Here is an 18,118-nt window from a genome sequence, read left to right as displayed (position 1 = left end):
AGGGGCGGACTTCCCACCCCTGCTTGGTGGTTCCGGTTACTCGGCACTCGCCAGTTGGCGGAGGACGAACTGGAGGATGCCGCCGTGCTTGTAGTAGTCGAGCTCGACGGGGGTATCGATGCGGCAAACAACTTCGAACGCCGTCGTCGCGCCGTCATCCGCTCTCGCAGTGACCGCCAGCCTCTTGCCCGGCGCGAGGTCAGCCGCCACCCCTTCGATGGCGTAACTTTCGCGCCCGCTCAGGCCGAGGGAGTCGCGGGTCTGTCCGGGGAGGTATTGCAGCGGCAAGACGCCCATGCCGACGAGGTTGCTGCGGTGGATTCGCTCGTAGCTCTCCGCGATGGCTGCTTTCACGCCGAGGAGGTTCACTCCCTTGGCCGCCCAGTCGCGCGATGAGCCCGTGCCGTACTCCTTGCCCGCGAGGATGATGAGCGGCACGCCTTCCGACCGGTAACGGACGGAGGCGTCGAATATGGGCATCTCGTCGCCGTCGGGCAGGTGCTGGGTCACACCCCCTTCGGTCCCCGGTGCGAGTTGGTTGCGCAGCCGGATGTTCGCGAACGTCCCCCGGACCATGACCTCATCGTGGCCACGCCGCGCGCCGTACTGGTTGAAGTCCTCGCGCGCCACGCCCATTTCGCGGAGGTAGATGCCTGCCGGGCTGTTGATGCTAATGTTGCCGGCCGGGGAGATGTGGTCCGTCGTGACCGAGTCGGCCACCATCGCCAGGACGCGGGCCCCCTTGATGTCACCGATCGGCGCCGGCGTCATCGTGAGACCTTCGAAGTACGGCGGCTTCTTGATGTAGGTGGACCATTCGTCCCATTTGAAGAGGTCCCCGGTTGGTGTCTCGAGATTGCGCCAGCGTTCTTCGCCCTTGAACACCTCGGCGTAGCGCTCGCGGAACATCTCTGAGCGCACGGACGTGCGGATGGCTTCGTTCACTTCCGCCTGTGTCGGCCAGATGTCGCGGAGGTAGACGTCGCCGTCGCTCCCTCTCCCGATCGGTTCGTTGTACGGGTCGAAGTCCATTCGGCCGGCGAGCGCATAGGCCACCACCAGTGGCGGCGATGCGAGGTAGTTCGCTCGCGTGTCCGGGTTCACACGCCCTTCGAAGTTGCGGTTTCCGCTCAGGATCGCCGCGGCAACCAGGTCGCCGTCCTTGATCGCCGAGGTGATCTTCTCGTCGAGCGGACCCGAGTTTCCGATGCAGGTAGTGCAACCGTAACCAACCAGGTTGAACCCGAGTTGGTCGAGATACGGCGTCACTCCGGCAGCGTTCAAGTAGTCCGTGACGACCTGCGAACCGGGAGCGAGGCTGGTCTTCACCCACGGCGGTGTCTTGAGGCCCCTCTCGACGGCCTTCCGGGCGACAAGCCCGGCGCCGAGCATCACCTCCGGGTTCGACGTGTTCGTGCAGCTCGTGATCGCTGCGATGACCACCGAACCGTGCTTGAGGTCGAAAGCCACACCGCTTTCGATGTGGACGGAGGCGTCCGCCTTTGTGGGGTCGATGGCTTCGGCCAGCATCTTGTCCCAATTCGCCTTCGATGACTTCAGCGGGATTCGATCCTGTGGTCGCTTGGGGCCGGCCATCGCCGGCTCTACTTCACTGAGGTCCAGGGACAGCGTGTCGCTGAAGACCGGGTCTGGCGTTGCGTCCGTCCTAAAGATGCCCTGGGCCTTGCTGTATGCCTCGACGAGTTCCACGAGCGACTCTTCGCGGCCGCTGAAGCGCAGGTAGTTGAGCGTCTCCTCGTCGACTGGGAAGAAGCCCATGGTTGCGCCGTACTCGGGCGCCATGTTCGCGATCGTCGCACGTGCCGCGAGCGGCAGTGACGAGAGCCCGGTGCCGTAGAATTCGACGAACTTCCCGACGACGCCTTTCGCGCGCAGCAGCTCTGTCACGCGGAGGACCAGGTCAGTGCCTGTCGCGCCCTCCGGCAGCTTGCCCGTCAGCTTGAAGCCGACGACTTCCGGGATGAGCATAGCGACTGGCTGGCCGAGCATCGCCGCTTCGGCTTCGATGCCGCCGACGCCCCATCCAAGGACGCCGAGACCGTTGATCATCGTCGTATGCGAATCCGTACCCACGAGCGTGTCTGGGTAGACCTGCATCTCGCCTTCGACCTCGCGAGTGAACGCGACTGAGGCCAGGTACTCGAGGTTGACCTGGTGGACGATGCCCGTGCCGGGTGGGACGACGCGGAAGTTTGCGAACGCCTGCTGGCCCCAGCGCAGGAACTGGTACCGCTCGCGATTGCGTTCGAACTCGAGTTCCACGTTCCGGCCGAACGCCGCCGAGCTGCCGAAATTGTCGACCTGGACCGAGTGGTCGATCACCAGGTCGACCCGTTGCAGAGGGTTGATGCGTGAAGGGCTACCGCCGAGGGCCTGGATGGCGTCGCGCATCGCGGCGAGGTCAACGACCACGGGTACGCCGGTGAAGTCCTGCAGGAGAACGCGTGCTGGGGTGAACGCGATCTCCCGGTCCTCGCCGGAATTCGGGACCCAGGAAGCCAGCGCTTCGATATCGTCCCGGGTCACGGCTCGGCCATCTTCGAGCCGAAGCAGGTTTTCGAGCAGGATTCGAAGGGAGATCGGCAGGCGGCCAACTCCCGGGAGCTGTGCGCGGAGGGTCTCGAGTGAGAACCATGTGTAGGTCGCTCCGCCGGAGGTCAGCGATGAGCGAGTTCCGAAGCTATTTGGGTGCATCTGTCAGTCCTTGTGATTGACGGCCGGACGACGCCGGCGCGGGCGGGCCTGCGGCGTTCGCTACAAGGTCGGTGATGAGCGGGGCGGAATGAATCCCATGTCCCAAGCCTCCTTCCACGTTCGCGTGGGGGTACTTGGGCCCTCTCCGGAGAGGTCTCTCCGGTTTCGCCGTCTCGCCAGGTGTCCGCGACTTCCCCGAATGGTGGGGGACCGTTGGGCCCGGGCCTGGCATTTCGTGGGACGGCCATGGCGAGTATAGCATCGCCGGGTCGCGCAGTGGCGAGCAAAACGGACGCAATAATTGATGACAATCCGATTGGGCGCATGTAATCTGATTCCGGTACCCGCGTTCGTCGGCCTCACGGAGAGGCTTACACATCCTGTCGGCGCTCGATTGACCGTAGGTCCAAGAAAAATTCTCAGGTTTGGTTAGTCCAGGAGGTCTATCGGGTGTCTTACACCGACAAGACGCTCGTCTGCAGCGACTGCAGCGAGTCGTTCGTGTTCACAGCGGGTGAACAAGAGTTTCACGCATCAAAGGGATTCACGCGCGAGCCGCGGCGGTGCCCGAACTGTCGACGGCTGAAGAAGCAGCAAAGCGGTGAAGGTGGCGGCAGTTTTGGCGCCCCTCGCGCACCGCGCCAGCTTTTCGATGCCGTCTGCGCATCGTGCGGCAAAGAAGCAAAGGTCCCCTTCGAACCACGGGGCGACCGCCCCGTCTACTGTAGTGATTGCTTCCAGCCTCAGCCCCGCACGCTTTCGAGTGGCGGTGGTGGCGGCTTCGGCGGCGGACGCCCCAGCGGCGGCTTCGGTGGCGGCGGTGGCTTCGGCGGTGGACGCCCCGGCGGCGGCGGTTACCGCGACAGCGGCTTCGGTGGCGGAGGTGGTGGCCGCAGCAGCAGCAGCGGCGGTGGCGGCGGCGGTTTCGATAGCGGCTTCGGCAGCTTCGAAGGTGGTCGCGGCGGCCCGGCTGGTGGGCGCGGCGGCTGGAACGACCGCAACCGCGAACGCGGCGGCGGCAAGGGTCGCCGGTAGCAGTCCAACCCCACAAATCGGAACGAGTAAGAGGCCGGGAGCATCCCGGCCTCTTGTTTTCCCGGCCCGCCTCGCTTGTGCTGGGCTATACTCTCTCCGTGGGGCCCATAGCTCAGCGGTGAGAGCGGCCGGCTCATAACCGGTTGGTCCTGGGTTCGAATCCCGGTGGGCCCACCAAGATTGACTTGCGTCATACTTCCTCGGTGCCTTGTCCGTTCAGGGTGCCGGGCGCGCTTGGCGCCTCTCAACCAGTGGGTGACTCGCCGATCTCGTGGGGCTCGAACGTTTGACACCGCTGCAAGACCCGCTCGCGTTCTCAGATCCTTCCGAGCTGATCGTCGGGCCACACCGGGCCTTCAGACTCTCAGCCGCGGAAGTGAGCGCCGCCAGAGTCATGGCGACCGAAATAGTGGGGTCTTCCGATCCGGCGTCCGCCATTGTGAAATTTGTACATCTGAATGTACGCGAGACCTATGGGCTCAGCCGCTACAAGAGAGGCCCGCTCGCCGTGCTGGAATCCGGACGCGGGGACTGTCTTGAGGCCCACGTGGTCGCCACAATGCTCCTGCGGGCGTTGGGCATCCCGTGCCGCTTTGTGTCAGAAATCGCCGCAGCACAGTTCGAACCCGGACAAGCGCTCGCTGCCCTTCTCCGCAAGAGTGCGGCAGGACCGTGGACCAACAGCCACGTTTGGGCAGAAAACTGGGACGGTGATGCCTGGCGGCCTCTCGACGCCACCTTCGGGGGAGTGTCAGGATTCAGAGACTGGATCGCCGAGCGACTGCGCCCAGATGGGGGCCGTTTCGGCTGGCGTTTCCCGCTGCAATTGCGCAGTCGCGACGCCGACGGTGGAGTTGGGGAGGACCTTTCCGAGCGTTACTTGATTGAGCCGTTTGCCGAACAGCGAGAAAGTGCCGCGTTCCGCGAGTGGGAGGGCGACATCGCATACTTCCGGCAGTTGCGCCGCGAAAGTCCGTACCTCGGTGCGCGCCTCACATTCCAGGGCGCCCGGCTCAGGCGAATGACAGGTGACCTGAAGTTGCTCCTCGCCGGACGGCGACAGCTTGCGCCAGCTTCGGATTCATGACCTTCGGCTGACGTCCGGCCGTTATGGTAGAGTAGGCGTCCGGCTCTGCTCGGAATGCCGCGCTCCCCGCGCGCCGGAGGTTCTGCATGGCTCGTGCTCTCTGGAGAGGCACCATCAGCTTCGGGATGGTCACCATCCCGGTGAAGCTGTTCACCGCTACCGAATCCCAGGACGTTTCGTTCCGGCAGCTTCATGCTGCCGACAACAGTCCCATCAAGCTCGTCCGCCGGTGTGCCGCCGACGGCACGGACCTCGATCCCGACGAAATCGTCAAAGGCTACGAATACGCGAAGGACCACTACGTCCTCGTCGACGAGTCGGACCTCGAAAAGCTGCCGATCCCCAGCAAGCGCACCATCGAACTTACGGGCTTCGTAGCCTCCGAGGAGATCGACCCCGTCTTCTACGAGAAGAGCTACCACGTGGAACCGGAGGAGCTCGGCCGGAAGCCGTTCACCTTGCTCGTCAAGGCGCTCGAAGAGAAGAAGCTGAACGCGGTCGGCAAGATTGCCATCCGGACCAAAGAACGCCTCTGTTCGCTCCGTCCGCGCAACGGTTCGCTCATGCTTGAGACGCTCTTCTACGCCGACGAAATCAAGCCACCTGACTTCGAAATGCCCGAGGTGAAGATTTCCGAGGCCGAGATGAAAGTCGCCTACGCGCTCATCGACCTGCTCCATGAACCGTTCGACCCGGCGAAGTACCGCGACGAATACCGTGACTCGTTGATGACCATCATCGAAGCGAAGCTCGAAGGCCATGAGTATGTTGCCCCGGCCGAGCCTGCCGCCTTGGCGCCCGCTGTCGACCTGATGGCGGCACTGCGAGCCAGCGTCGAGGCTGCGAAGAAGCGGAAGGCGGAGTCCAGCGTTTCCCCCGCACCGGCTGTGGAAACGCCGCCTCCTGCTCGTGCTCGCAAGAAGACGCCCGCGGGCGTCAGCTAGCCTGACGTGCCGGGCGATTCGCTTGCCGAGTATCGGCGCAAACGCGACTTCTCGAAAACGTCCGAGCCAGATGCCGGCGCCCCGGTCCAGGTGGACGGTCCCCTCCGGTTCATGGTGCACAAGCACGCAGCGACCCGGTTGCACTATGACCTGCGCCTCGAACTCGACGGTGTGCTGAAGAGCTGGGCGCTCCCGAAGGGCCCAGCCGCCGCCACCGGTGAGAAACGCTTCGCCGCAACGACGGAGGACCATCCCCTTTCCTACGCCTCGTTTGAAGGTGTCATTCCGAAAGGCCAGTACGGTGCGGGCCCGAGCCTCATCTGGGATGCCGGGACCTTCGCACCGGATGAGAAGATCGTCCCGCCGTTCGCCGATCGCCGCCTGGCCGAGACGGAATTGAAGAAGGCCCTCGCGAACGGCAAAGTGGGGATAACGTTGCGCGGCAAAAAGCTGAAGGGGTCCTGGGCACTCGTCCGCATGCAGGGCGGCCAGTGGCTCATGCTCAAGCACAAGGACGCCGCCTGCGATCCGCCGGACGATATCCTCGCCGACGAGAGCTCTGTCGCCTCGGGACTCACCCTCGACGACCTGCGCTCCGGCGTCCTGTCCCGGACCGACATGACTGACTGGTCGTTCAATCCGGCTACGCTTAACGGCAGCAGGCCAGCCCCCCTGGGACGCATCGAGCCGATGCTCGCCGCCGCCACGCCGATCCCTGGCGCGGGTGACTTCGTATTCGAACCCAAGCTTGACGGCGTCCGGATCGTCGCGACGGTTGATGCCGGAGAAGTCATGCTCCGTTCTCGCAATGGGCACGACGTCACGCAGGCATACCCAGGCATCGCCGCTTGCTTGCAGCAGCAGCCCGTCTCGGCGGCGGCATTCGACTGTGAGATCGTCGCGATCGACGCAGGCGGGCGCCCCTCTTTCGAACTGCTCCAGCAGCGGATGAACCTTCAGGAAGCCGCCGCGATCGCCAGCGCGGAGAAGACCATCCCGACGATGTGCTACGTCTTCGACGTGATGCACCTCGACGGATATGACCTGACCCGGGTCCAACTGAGGGCTCGGCGTGAGGTCCTGTCACGGGTCCTGTTGCCACTCGGGCAGGTCGCCCAGGTTTTTGCGATTCCCGCCTCTGCCGAGGATGCCTACCAGGCCGCCGTGGCGGCCGGCTTCGAGGGACTGATGGCGAAACGGGCCGACAGCCGCTACGAGCCCGGCAAGCGCAGCGGCGCCTGGTTGAAACGAAAGAAGCTGGACACCGAAGCGTTCCTCGTGGGTGGTTACACCCCCGGCACCGGGCACCGCCGGGAAAGCTTCGGCGGGCTCCTGCTGGGCGAACCTGTCGACGGCCGCCTCGAATACCGCGGCAAAGTCGGAAGTGGATTCTCGGATCGGGATGTGGCGGCCTTGCGCAAGTCGCTCGGGTCACTAGTGACTCCCGAAAGCCCGTTCTCAAGCCCTACGCCCGACGACCGCACGGCCACCTGGGTGAAGCCCCAGATAGAGGTCCGGATCGAGTATGCCAACCGGACGGCGGCGAATCTCCTGAGGACCCCGGTCTTCAAGGGCCTGGCGAATGCCAGGCAGATCGCGAACTCCTCGGTCTCGAGCGAAGTTGCCGCCGGGGGCGGCGTGCTCGATCAGATCAAGGAGGCGAAGGCGAAGACGCTGCTGCGCGGGGACGGCTGGGAACTGGCAGTCACCAACCTCGACAAAGTGCTCTGGCCCGGCTCCCCGGCACACACCAAGCGAGACCTCTTTGCCTACGGCGTCCGGATCTGGCCCGCACTGGAGCGGCACGTGCGCGACCGGCCGCTCACCCTGCTGCGATATCCAAACGGAATCGACGGCAAGAAGTTCTACCAGAAGCACTGGGACGCGGAACTACCGGCCTTCGTCGAAACGGTCAGCATGTACTCGGACGGGGAGGGCGGCGACCAGCGCTTTCTCTTCTGCAACAACCTGCCGACGCTCCTGTGGCTGTGTCAGCTGGCGGACATTGAGTGGCACGCCCACCTCGCCCGCGCCGTCAGCGGCGGTGACGCGGGGGCGCTTCCCGTGACGTTCACCGGCTCGACATCGGATCTGGAGGAGTCGGTCTTGAACTACCCCGACTTCATCCTCTTCGACCTGGACCCGTACATCTACGCCGGGAGCGAGAAGCGTGGCGATGAGCCGCAGCCCAACCAGGCCGCACTTTCGCGGACATCAGAAGTCGCCCTATCACTCAAGGAACTGCTGGATTCGCTGGGACTGGAGTCCTTCGTGAAGACTTCGGGGGCGACCGGTATGCACATTTATGTGCCGATCGTTCGGAACCTCCCCTACAGCGTCGTCCGCGCCGCAGCGAACACCGTCTGCCTGGAGTTGCTCTCGCGGCGCCCGAAGGAGGTGACGATGGAGTGGGATACGACGAAGCGGACAGGAAAAGTGTTCCTCGATGCGAACCAGAATGCTCGGCACAAGAACCTGGCCGTCGCCTACTCGCCGCGCGCGAAGCCTGGCGCGACCGTCTCGATGCCCCTCCGATGGGACGAGGTCGGCCGGGTCAAGGCGACGGACTTCACGCTCGGCACCGTCCCCGACCTGGTGTCGGCGCGCGGCGACGTCTGGGCGCGGATTTTCGATGCAAAACAAGACCTCCATGAGATCCTTGGCCTGTGAAGTAAACGCGACACGGATTGTCGCGATGAGCGGGGATACTCAGCTTCGCGAACTCGCGACCCGCGCAGCGACAATTGATAAGGGACTATATCGGGTTCGCCGATGGTGGTAGCATGCACACGGCAGGGATTTGGGGCCGATCGATGGACAGGACGCAGTACGCAGCCGCCCGGGCGAGCGCTCTCGCCCGCATGCTGGCGAACGCCGAAGACGTATCCACAGGCCAGCTGAGCACGCTCGTTTGCAGCCTGCTCGATGTCGCCGGGCTTTCGCCCGAGCAACGGCTCGACGTGCTTGGCGGAGCCTTTGTTTCCGAAGCCGTCAGGCGCCACTGGGCCACAGACGCCACCGCTGAGCGTGCCCACGCCGCGCTGCGCGGAGGTGACGCCGAACTGGCCGACGCGGTTGAGGCAGTCGCCCAGGTCCTGCTCGGCCGCGCCGAGAGCCGCGAGGATGCGCGCGCTGCTCTCGCCGAACTGGAGAAACTCCTGGCCGGTAAATGAGTGGTCGCCTCGGACGTGCGGCCGCAGCGCCCTCGCGCGTGACTGAGGCCCGGCTCGACGCATGATCGGGATCATCCACTGGCGGCGGGCGGGATCCATAGAGTCTCGGAATGCGTGAGTACGGCGAAGATCGCGTCTATTCCGGCTGGCAAGACCTTTACCGTGATCGGTGGAAGTGGGATGCGGTCTACTGGGGTACGCACTGCGTCGATTGTTACCCCGGCAATTGCCCCATGCGCGTCTATGTCCGCAACGGCCTCGTCTGGCGCGAAGAGCAGTCGGGGACCGTTGGCTCGGTCGAATCCGGAGTGCCGGATTGGAACCCGATGGGATGCATGCAGGGAGTCTCGTGGAGCCAATCGCTCTACGGCCCCGATCGGGTGCTCTACCCGCTGAAACGCGCCGGTGAACGCGGTGAGGGCAAGTGGAACCGCATCAGTTGGGATCAGGCGTTGTCGGAGATCGCCGATGGCTTGATCGACGCGATCCAGGAATCCGGGGCCCCGTTCGATCATGCATGAGGGTTCGCCCGAAGTGGTGACCGCCGTGCCTACGAGTCGCTTCATCGAGGCGATCGGCGGCCTCGGTACCGACGTGAACGGGTCCATCAACGACTTCACCATTGGGATGTACGAGACATTCGGCAAGTTCAGCCCGGAGTCGTCGTCCGACGACTGGTTCCACAGCGAACTGGTGCTCCTCTGGCACACGAATGTCGTCTACACGCGCATCCCGTTCTACCACTTCATCGCTGAAGCGCGGTACAACGGGGCGGAAGTCGTGAATATCTCCCCCGACATCAATCCCACGCATCTCCACGCCGACATCCAGATTCCCGTCAAGGGCACCAGCGACGCCGCTTTCGCCCTCAGTCTGGTGCAGGTGATGTTCGCCGAGAATATCGCCGACTGGAAGTTCCTGAAGGAGCAGACCGACTTCAGTTTGCTCGTGCGAAAGGACACCCGCCGCTACCTGCGCCAGCCTGACCTCGATGGGGCGGGACGGGAAGACCAGCTCTACCAGTGGGAGCCCCTGTCGGGCCTGCGCCCGGCAAATCGCGGCGACCTGCGCCTCAGCGGGTTCGATGTTGCGCTCGAAGGTGAGTTCGAAGTCGTGCTGGCGGATGGATCGAGCGTGACGGTGACACCCGTCTTCGAGCTCCTCCGCGCAAAACTCGATTCTGAGTTCACGCCCGAAAAACAGCAGCCGGTCACGGGCGTCCACCCGGATGTCGTGCGGGACCTGGCGCGCAAAATGACCAGCCGCCGCACGAACGTCATCACTGGTGCCAACGCCTGCAAGATGTACCACGGCGACCTGATGGAACGGGCGATATGCCTGGCCCTGGCTGCCAGCGGCAACTGGGGCAAGAAGGGGACCGGGATCCGCGGATGGTCCGCAGGTCTCCACGACGGAATGGGACTTGCGATGGCGAAGCCCGGGCCCGGTGCGGCGAACACCGAGATCGTGCTCGCTGCCCGCGACGCGGCGATCGCCATGGTCAAGCAGCTCGACCCAACGATGACCACCGAGATGGCTGTGCGCGAAATGGGCCGGGGCCCCCGCGGTGCCCTCCGGGAATTCGCGTCGATGCTGGACCGGGGAGCGGGAAAGGTCACCGGGGCGAGCGTGCCTCCGGCCTTCGGATGGTATCGCCACGCCGGTTACGACAAGCGCTGGAACGTCCGCGAGTGGGGTGACGAGTCGCTTCCGCGCACGTTCGACGAGTACTTCAACGAGGCCCTCGAAAGAGGCTGGTGGGACGGCGTTGACGGACCGGCGGCGGATGAGCCGCCCCGCGTCTTGATCGAGTGCGGCGGCAACACGCTCCGCCGGACTCGCGGCGGCAAGAATGCCCTGCTCCCCACCCTCTGGGAGAAACTCAAACTCATCGTCATGATCGACTTCCGGATGAACGAGACGGCGCTCTACGCCGACTATTTCCTTCCGGCCGCCCAGCACTACGAAAAAATCGCTTTCGCCCTCCCTGGCGCCCACGTCTTGAACCTGACGTTCTCCGATCAGGCAGCGAAACCCGCCGGAGAGGCAAAGAGCGAGTGGGACCTCTTTTCGGCGCTCCTGGCGAAAATGGCCGAACGGGCGGCAGCCCGCGGGATAGCTGAAATCCGGGATGCCCGTGGCAACACCAAGCGCTACGACGCTCTTGTGGATGAGTACACGATGAACGGCCATTTCGTGAACGCAGAGCGTTTGGCCGACGAGCAGGTTCGTGATTCGGCGCTGGCGGGGACCTTGCCGCCCCGGACGACTCTGGAGACTTTTCGCGAGAAGGGCCATGTGCGCTTCATCGACTGGGGCCTGACGCCCCTTGCCCTCTCCCAGGCTTCGCCCCTGAAAGCGGATGAAACGCACTCCCCGTTTCGCGACCACGTGGAACGCGGAGTGCCCTATCCAACCTACTGTCGCCGGGCACAGTTCTACATCGACCATGAGTGGTTCCTCGAAGCCGGCGAGGAGATGCCGACGCACAAGCCGAACCCTCGGATGGGTGGCGACTATCCGCTGGGCTTAAGCAGCGGCCACAGCCGTTGGTCGGTCCACTCCATGAATCACACCAACGAGGTCGTTCTCGGCACCCATCGCGGCGAACCGACGGCACTGGTCAACCCGGATGACGCGAAAGCACGGCGCGTTGCCGATGGTGATCTGATCCGGATATTCAACGACCTCGGCTCATTCCCTGTGCGAGCCCGCCTGGCGCCGTCGGTGCGGCCGGGTCAGATCGTCTCCTACAACGGTTGGGATGGGTCGCAGTACCGGGGCTGGGGTGGCGCCAACGAGATCGAGCCCGGCATGGTCAAGTGGATCGGCTTCGCCGGCGGCTACGGCCATCTGGCTTATCTCTCAACGAACTGGCAGCCCGTTCCCGCCGACCGTTGGGTGCGTTGCGACTTCGAAAGCGTGTAGTCCCACGTCGGCTCAGGTCGCCGGGCTTCACGACGAAAGGGAGAAACGATGAAGGAATTCGCAGGTCGCGTTGCCGTAATAACAGGGGCGGCAAGCGGCATAGGCTTCGGCCTGGCTCGCCGATTCGCCCAGGACGGCATGCACATCGTCCTCGCCGATATTGAGAGCGAACCACTGGCCATCGCGGAGGCAGCGCTGAATGCGATGGGGACGACCACGCTCGCCGTGCGGACCGATGTCACTAGCCCCGAACAGGTCGAGCGGCTCGCGGAGGCGGCCTTTTCCACGTTCGGGAACGTCCACATTCTTTGCAATAACGCAGGCGTCGCAGGAAAGTTCAGCATGGGCACCGCGGGCTGGGAGATCCCTCTCAGCGAGTGGCAATGGGTCCTGGGCGTCAATCTGATGGGCGTCCTCCACGGTGTACGCGCGTTCATTCCTCGCATGGTCGCGAACGGAGAGGAGGGGCACATCGTCAATACCGCGTCGATTGCCGGCCTGCTCTCCGGTGCCAGCCCCTACCACGTCGCAAAGCACGGGGTGGTCTGCCTGACCGAGGGCCTCTACAAGGATTTCAAGTCGCGGGGGCTGAGGCTTTCGGCCTCGGTTCTCTGTCCGGGCTGGATTCAAACCAACCTCATGGATTCAGAACGAAACCGTCCGCCCGAATTCGGTGCACCGACGGATCGCTCCCTGCTTTCCCCGACGGGCCTACAAGCCTTCGAGGCGGTCCGCAGTGCGGTCGACGATGGCATCTCTCCTGCCGACGTGGCCGAACAGGTCTTCGAAGCCGTCCGTGACGACCGGTTCTACGTGATTCCCGCCCAGCCGGGGATGCGAGAGGCTGTCAAACAACGGATGGACGCGGTTGTCTCCATGAACAACCCCGCTGTTGGCATCACTCCATAACCTGCAAGGCCGACCGGACAGGTGCGCCGATCCGGGAGTCCAGCCTGCTGTGGGCCGGTCCTGTCTTCCGCTCCTCGGTTAAATGACGGTAGGCGGGTGGTACTCACCAAACACGTCCCGCATCGCGCCGCAAATCTCCCCCAGCGTGGCGTACGCACGGACTGCATCCAGGATCGGAGGCATCAGGTTTCCCGCGCCGTGGCAGGTGGCCCGCAGCGCCTCGAGCGTCGCGGCGACCTGTGACTGGTCGCGTTCCCGGCGATGGTGTTCGAGTCGTGTCAGCTGATGTTCTACGAGGCGCTTGTCGACCGAGAAGATGGAAGGCCGCTGCTCCGCGCCTTCGGCGTAGTCGTTCACCCCGACGATGATCTCCCGCTTCTCGTCGACTTCCTGCTGGTACTTCCAGCTCGCTTCAGCGATCTGGCTCTGCATCCATCCGGTCTCGATGGCCCGCACCGATCCGCCCATGGAATCGATCTGGTCCATGTACTCCTGCGCCTGGCGCTCGATCTGGTTGGTCAGGTGCTCCACGAAGTAACTGCCGGCCATCGGGTCGATCGTGTCGGTCACTCCCGTTTCGTGGGCGATGACCTGCTGCGTGCGAAGGGCGATGCGCTGTGCATCGTTCGTCGGCAGCGCCAGCGCTTCGTCGAAACAGCTGAGCGCGATGCTCTGCACGCCGCCGATTACCGCTGCCAGGGACTGGATGGCCGCGCGCACGATGTTGTTCTCCGGCTGCTGCGCCACGAGCGTGCTGCCGCCCGTCTGCGTGTGCGTCCGCAGCATCATCGAACGCGCGTCCTTCGCCCCGTATCGTTCCTTCAGCATCCTCGCCCAGAGCCGGCGGAGGGTGCGGTACTTCGCGATCTCTTCGAAGAAGTTGTTGTGTGTGTTGAATATCCACGAGATTCGGGGCGCGAACTCATCGATGTCCAGCCCGCGCTCGAGCGCTGCTTCGATGTAGGCACGGGCGTTCGCGAACGAAAAGCCGACTTCCTGGGCGGCCGTGGAGCCTGCGTCCCGGATGTGATAACCGCTGACCGAGATGGTATTCCACTGCGGCACGTTCCTGGCGCAGTAGGCCATGATGTCTGCCGCCAGGCGCACGCTCGGGGCCGGCGGAAAGATATACGTCCCGCGCGCGACGTACTCCTTGAGCACATCGTTCTGGACGGTGCCGTTGAGTTTGTCCGCGCTGACCCCCTGCTTCTCCGCAGCGGCAACATACATCGCCAGCATCACCGCTGCCGGGGCGTTGATCGTCATGCTCGTGGAGACCTTGTCCAGCGGGATGTTCTGGAACAGCGTTTCCATGTCGTAGAGCGAATCGATTGCGACGCCGACCTGGCCGACTTCGGCGATGGCCATCGGGTCGTCGGAGTCGTAGCCAAGTTGGCTGGGCAGATCGAACGCAACTGATAGTCCCGTCTGTCCCTGGCTCAAGAGGTAGCGGAATTTTTCGTTCGATTCTTCAGCGGTCCCGAAGCCGGCGTACTGGCGCATCGTCCAGTAACGCCCCCGGTACATCGTCGGCTGGACGCCACGCGTAAAGGGGTACTCGCCCGGGAACCCCAGGTCGCGCTCGTAGTCAAGGTCAGCAATGTCCAGCGGCGTGTATAGCCGTTCGACTGCCTGTGAACTCGTGGCGAAAGCGTCAGCACGCTCGGGCTGTCGCTGGAGCGTCTTCGCCAGGGGCCCCTCCTCCCATCCGTGCAACGAACGGGAAAGGGCCGCGAGGGCCTGGCTCGAGAAAAGGGACGGCTGCTCGGGAGCGAATTCGGGCATGGATGTTCCTCCGGCGCGCGCTGCCGCGGACTGTGTCAGCCAGTATACGAAACGAGGCCGCTCAGTCCTCAGCGGGCTCTGCGAGCCTCCGCTGCTGCCTCGGCAAGCGCCACCACACCCGTCTCGCCAGTCCTGCGGTCCCGCACTTCGATCCCGCCCTTTTCCAACGAACGAGGCCCGAGGGTGAAGCGCACCGGGATGCCGATGAGGTCGGCATCTTTGAACTTGATCCCAGCCGAGTCCGGCCGGTCGTCTACGAGCGCCGTGAGGTTGGCCCGCGCGAGGTCCGCCTCGAGTTCGTCCAGCGCCGTCGCGACGGCTTCCTGGTCCCCGTTTAGCACGACCACGTGGACATCGTAGGGAGCGACTGTGGCCGGCCAGATGATGCCGTTCGCATCGTGATTCGCCTCGATGATGGCCGCCACCATCCTCTCGACTCCGATGCCGTAACACCCCATGACGCACGGGCGGCGCTCACCCGACTCATCCAGGTAGTTGACCCCGATCGATTCGGAGTAGAGCGTCCCGAGTTTGAAGACGTGGCCCATCTCCATGCCACGGCGGACTTCCAGTGCCGCACCGCACGTTGCGCAGGCGTCTCCGGCACGTGCGAGACCGATGTTCACGACCAGGTCCGCCTTCCAGTCTCGACCGTGATTGGTGTGAAGCAGGTGGAAGCCCTCTTCATTTGCACCTGCAACCAGGTTGGCCGCCTCGGTGGCGCTTGGGTCGGCAACGATTTTCATGCCAGTCATGCCAACCGCGGAGGCCGATCCTGCGACTAGCCCAAGCCGTTTGACCGTCGCCTCGTCCATCGGGTCGACGTCCTGGGCTTTCAAGGCGTTCTTGAGCTTGACCTCGTTGACATCCAGGTCGCCTCGAATAGCGACGAACACCGGTTGGTTGTCGGCGACGTAGAAGACCGCTTTCACCGTCTGCCGTTCCTCGATACCCAGGAATTGCGCAAGGCCGGCGATGGTCTTCTGGCCCGGTGTTGCTACGCGTTCCATCGGGAGTGCGTTCGCGGGGACCGCGGCCGGCGCCGCAAATTCGGCCTTTTCGGCGTTGGCTGCATAGCCGCACTGCGGGCAGAGGAGAATTTCGTCCTCGCCGTCGTCCGTCAGGAAGACGAACTCCTGGCTCTCCTTGCCGCCAATCGCCCCTGAGTCGGCCGCGACCGGGATAACGGGCACGCCTGCCCTGGCGAAGATACGGACGTAAGCGTCGTATGCAGCGGCGTACGAGGCGTCCAGTGCCTCCCAGCCTGCGTCGAAGCTGTACGCGTCCTTCATCGTGAACTCGCGCAATCGGACGAGACCACCGCGCGGGCGGGGCTCATCCCGGAACTTGGTCTCGATCTGGTAGAGCGTCACCGGGAGGTCCCGGTAGCTTTGAATGTGGCGGGACGCGAGGTAGCTCATGCCCTCCTCATGGGTCGGGCCCAGGACGAAGCCGCGCTCCTTCCGGTCGGCCAGGCGAAAGAGTGTTTGGCCCATCGTCCCCGCGCGGCCGGATTGTTCCCAGAGCTCGATCGGGTTGAGTTCCGGCAGGCGGACTTCCTGGGCGCCGATCCCGTCCATTTCGTCGCGGATGATGCCCTCGACCTTCCGCAGCACGCGCCAGCCAAGCGGGGTGAATGCATAAAGGCCGGCAGCCAACGAAGTGACCAGGCCGGCGCGGAGCAGCAGCTTGTGACTTTCGAGTTCCGCTTCCGACGGTGCTTCACGCAACGTCTTCAGCATCAGTTTGCTCATGCGCATCGAGGAGGCTCCGCGAAGAAGTGTGTGGACGAACGTTGCCGGTGTGGCCGCGTTGCGGTCAAGCGCGCCGCGGCTGGTCGAGGTCGGCAGTATCGATTACGAGCGTGACCGGACCGTCGTTCACGAGTTCCACCGCCATCTCCGCCCCAAAGCGCCCGCGCTTGCAGGCCAGCCCGCTCGACTCGATGGCGGCGCAAAAGGCGCTGTACAACGGCTCCGCGACGGGGCCGGGTGCTGCGCGGTCAAATGACGGGCGGTTCCCACGCCGTACATCGGCGTGCAGTGTGAACTGGCTGACGCAGAGGACTTCGCAGCCCGCCGAAGCAAGGTCCAGGTTCATCTTCCCGTCGCCGTCTTCGAAGATGCGCAGGCCGCAGACCTTGCGTGCCAGCCGCAACGCGTCTGCTGGTGTGTCGTCGGTTCCAACGCCGAGAAAGACCAGGAGCCCGGGCCCGATCTTGCCGACCACCTCCGTCCCGGCGATCACTTGTGCGCGGGAAACTCGCTGCACGACGGCACGCAAATCAGCAAGCCTCGTGGTCGTCGAGTCGGGCCAGCGCCCGTACCCACCGGCGCGTTCGCTCTCGATACACCCGCACGTCCACATCCGCCGGGAAGCTTGGCCCTGCGGAAAGCTGGGTCTTCATGCTCGTGCCCGTGAGAAGCGCGATGATGGCTTCGGTCTTGATTTCGGCCTCCTCGGCCTCGTGGGTGGTGAGCAGGTGCGCCCGCAGGGCTCGTCGCATCACCGCGCGGCTTTGCAGACGCAATGCGAGCGCCGTCTGGTCGCCAGCGAGGATTTCCCGGGCCATGAGTCGCAGAAGTCGGTCGTTCCCGATGGTGAAGTCGAGCGAGGCATCGACCAGCCCGTCGAGCTGCTCGTTCGAGAAGGCGCCATCCGGCCGGCGTCGGCCAACACCGCCGTCAAGGGGGAGGTCCCAGATAGCAGTGAGGATCTCTCGCTTGCTCTTGAAGTGGTAGTAGAGCGCCGCGTCTGTGATGCCTACGGCACTGGCGATCTGGCGGACCGTCGTGCAGTCGAAGCCTTCGGTCCCGAACAGCTCCCGGGCAGCCTCGAGGATGCGCCTGCGCGTGTCATCCCGCCCGCGCCCGGGGGAGGAACTCGAAGGGCTGCTCACGCCTCTTCCTCAAGTGGGCCGGGGATCGCGAGCTGGACCATCGCCCGGAGTCGCCGCTGAAATGCATCCTCAAGCGTCATCTCCGTGAACCGGTCTCCGTGCGAAAGGATCCCGTCCCAGAAGATGCCGCACATCATGTCGTAAAGCATTTCCGAGGCGTCGACCCCACCGATACCGAGGAGGACACCGAGCGGGCGCTCCACCTCGCGGCGCCACGGCTCGTAGCTCGTTTCCATAAAGGCCATGCTGGCTTCCTGGCCCGTGAGCTGTTCGCGCAAGAGCATCCGCCCAAATTCGGGGCGGGCGGCCCACCAGCCGAAGAGGTGCACAACCTGCTCGACGAGGTTCTCACGCGTCAGTGGCAGGCGGTCGAGAGGTAGCTCGCCGTATTCGGGCTCAATAAGGAGGGATCGGTAAAGCGCCTGCTTCGTGGGGAAGTGGTAATAGACCGCGGGGTCGCTCATCCCAAGTGTGCGGGCGATTAGCCGGACCGACGTGCCAGGGTAACCATGCTCGGCGAAGAGGACGCGCGCTGTGTCCAGGATCCGGCGGCGGGTGCTGCCCTCCCCGGTCGGCGCCGATGTCCATGGCAAAGCCCGTGGCATGGCCCGGAGTATAGGTGGGCGGGATCCTTCCGAACAGC

General features: G+C 64.4%; 14 protein-coding genes and 1 tRNA gene. 9 read left to right on the top strand and 6 right to left on the bottom strand.

Features of this window, described 5'->3' with window-relative positions:
- Nucleotides 1-36: 36 nt before the first annotated feature.
- The gene (acnA, locus tag IPG14_RS00460) at nt 37-2,715 is read right to left on the bottom strand and encodes an aconitate hydratase AcnA (protein WP_343390570.1); all 2,679 of its coding nucleotides are present in this window, start codon (nt 2,713-2,715) and stop codon (nt 37-39) included.
- A 450-nt stretch (nt 2,716-3,165) separates the two neighbouring features.
- Here acnA and IPG14_RS00455 point away from each other — a divergent pair, with 450 nt between their 5' ends.
- From IPG14_RS00455 to IPG14_RS00415, 9 genes are all read left to right on the top strand, one after another.
- A complete protein-coding gene (locus IPG14_RS00455; protein WP_343390569.1) occupies nt 3,166-3,750 on the top strand; it encodes a zinc-ribbon domain containing protein in 585 nt (194 codons plus the stop codon).
- Nucleotides 3,751-3,851: 101 nt separating this feature from the next.
- A tRNA-Ile gene (locus IPG14_RS00450) sits at nt 3,852-3,927 on the top strand.
- 217 nt (nt 3,928-4,144) lie between these two features.
- A complete protein-coding gene (locus tag IPG14_RS00445) occupies nt 4,145-4,837 on the top strand; it encodes a transglutaminase-like domain-containing protein (protein WP_343390568.1) in 693 nt (230 codons plus the stop codon).
- Between the two features lie 86 nt (nt 4,838-4,923).
- A complete protein-coding gene (locus IPG14_RS00440; protein ID WP_343390567.1) occupies nt 4,924-5,781 on the top strand; it encodes a Ku protein in 858 nt (285 codons plus the stop codon).
- Nucleotides 5,782-5,787: 6 nt separating this feature from the next.
- Nucleotides 5,788-8,451 carry a non-homologous end-joining DNA ligase gene (ligD, locus tag IPG14_RS00435; protein ID WP_343390566.1) on the top strand — a complete coding sequence of 888 codons (2,664 nt, stop codon included), beginning with the start codon at nt 5,788-5,790 and terminating at the stop codon, nt 8,449-8,451.
- A 143-nt stretch (nt 8,452-8,594) separates the two neighbouring features.
- On the top strand, nt 8,595-8,954 hold the full coding sequence (locus tag IPG14_RS00430; protein WP_343390565.1) for a hypothetical protein: 360 nt from the start codon (nt 8,595-8,597) through the stop codon (nt 8,952-8,954).
- A gap of 110 nt (nt 8,955-9,064) precedes the next feature.
- A complete protein-coding gene (locus IPG14_RS00425) occupies nt 9,065-9,475 on the top strand; it encodes a molybdopterin-dependent oxidoreductase (protein ID WP_343390564.1) in 411 nt (136 codons plus the stop codon).
- The gene (locus IPG14_RS00420) at nt 9,468-11,882 is read left to right on the top strand and encodes a molybdopterin-dependent oxidoreductase (RefSeq protein WP_343390563.1); all 2,415 of its coding nucleotides are present in this window, start codon (nt 9,468-9,470) and stop codon (nt 11,880-11,882) included. Before IPG14_RS00425 ends, IPG14_RS00420 begins: the two co-directional genes overlap by 8 nt.
- Nucleotides 11,883-11,930: 48 nt before the next feature.
- A complete protein-coding gene (locus tag IPG14_RS00415; protein ID WP_343390562.1) occupies nt 11,931-12,791 on the top strand; it encodes an SDR family NAD(P)-dependent oxidoreductase in 861 nt (286 codons plus the stop codon).
- A 78-nt stretch (nt 12,792-12,869) separates the two neighbouring features.
- Here the strand turns inward: IPG14_RS00415 and IPG14_RS00410 are convergent, their stop codons facing one another.
- The 5 genes from IPG14_RS00410 to IPG14_RS00390 all read right to left on the bottom strand — a co-directional run bounded on the left by IPG14_RS00410 (nt 12,870) and on the right by IPG14_RS00390 (nt 18,080).
- A complete protein-coding gene (locus IPG14_RS00410) occupies nt 12,870-14,576 on the bottom strand; it encodes a methylmalonyl-CoA mutase family protein (protein ID WP_343390561.1) in 1,707 nt (568 codons plus the stop codon).
- Nucleotides 14,577-14,644: 68 nt separating this feature from the next.
- On the bottom strand, nt 14,645-16,330 hold the full coding sequence (locus IPG14_RS00405; protein ID WP_343390560.1) for a proline--tRNA ligase: 1,686 nt from the start codon (nt 16,328-16,330) through the stop codon (nt 14,645-14,647).
- A 64-nt stretch (nt 16,331-16,394) separates the two neighbouring features.
- Nucleotides 16,395-16,859 (bottom strand): D-aminoacyl-tRNA deacylase, encoded by a 465-nt coding sequence (dtd, locus tag IPG14_RS00400; protein ID WP_343390559.1) that lies wholly within the window; start codon nt 16,857-16,859, stop codon nt 16,395-16,397.
- Nucleotide 16,860: 1 nt separating this feature from the next.
- Nucleotides 16,861-17,475, bottom strand: coding sequence for a helix-turn-helix domain-containing protein (locus tag IPG14_RS00395; protein WP_343390558.1), 615 nt, complete (start codon nt 17,473-17,475; stop codon nt 16,861-16,863).
- Entirely contained in the window at nt 17,472-18,080 is a 609-nt protein-coding gene (locus IPG14_RS00390; RefSeq protein ID WP_343390557.1) for a helix-turn-helix domain-containing protein, read from the bottom strand. The genes IPG14_RS00395 and IPG14_RS00390 overlap by 4 nt, the downstream gene beginning before the upstream one ends.
- Nucleotides 18,081-18,118: the final 38 nt, after the last annotated feature.

This window comes from Candidatus Amarobacter glycogenicus (assembly GCF_016704105.1).
GTDB classification, from domain to species: domain Bacteria; phylum Chloroflexota; class Dehalococcoidia; order Tepidiformales; family Tepidiformaceae; genus Amarobacter; species Amarobacter glycogenicus.
Note: the sequence above shows the minus strand (reverse complement) of the source record. Positions and strands in the feature narration are given on the sequence as shown.

Coding starts and splice junctions, on each gene's coding strand:
- acnA (WP_343390570.1), bottom strand. CDS start 2,715: ATGCACCCAAATAGCTTCGGAACTCGCTCATCGCTGACCTCCGGCGGA.
- IPG14_RS00445 (WP_343390568.1), top strand. CDS start 4,145: ATGGCGACCGAAATAGTGGGGTCTTCCGATCCGGCGTCCGCCATTGTG.
- IPG14_RS00440 (WP_343390567.1), top strand. CDS start 4,924: ATGGCTCGTGCTCTCTGGAGAGGCACCATCAGCTTCGGGATGGTCACC.
- IPG14_RS00430 (WP_343390565.1), top strand. CDS start 8,595: ATGGACAGGACGCAGTACGCAGCCGCCCGGGCGAGCGCTCTCGCCCGC.
- IPG14_RS00425 (WP_343390564.1), top strand. CDS start 9,065: ATGCGTGAGTACGGCGAAGATCGCGTCTATTCCGGCTGGCAAGACCTT.
- IPG14_RS00420 (WP_343390563.1), top strand. CDS start 9,468: ATGCATGAGGGTTCGCCCGAAGTGGTGACCGCCGTGCCTACGAGTCGC.
- IPG14_RS00415 (WP_343390562.1), top strand. CDS start 11,931: ATGAAGGAATTCGCAGGTCGCGTTGCCGTAATAACAGGGGCGGCAAGC.
- IPG14_RS00410 (WP_343390561.1), bottom strand. CDS start 14,576: ATGCCCGAATTCGCTCCCGAGCAGCCGTCCCTTTTCTCGAGCCAGGCC.
- IPG14_RS00405 (WP_343390560.1), bottom strand. CDS start 16,330: ATGAGCAAACTGATGCTGAAGACGTTGCGTGAAGCACCGTCGGAAGCG.
- IPG14_RS00390 (WP_343390557.1), bottom strand. CDS start 18,080: ATGCCACGGGCTTTGCCATGGACATCGGCGCCGACCGGGGAGGGCAGC.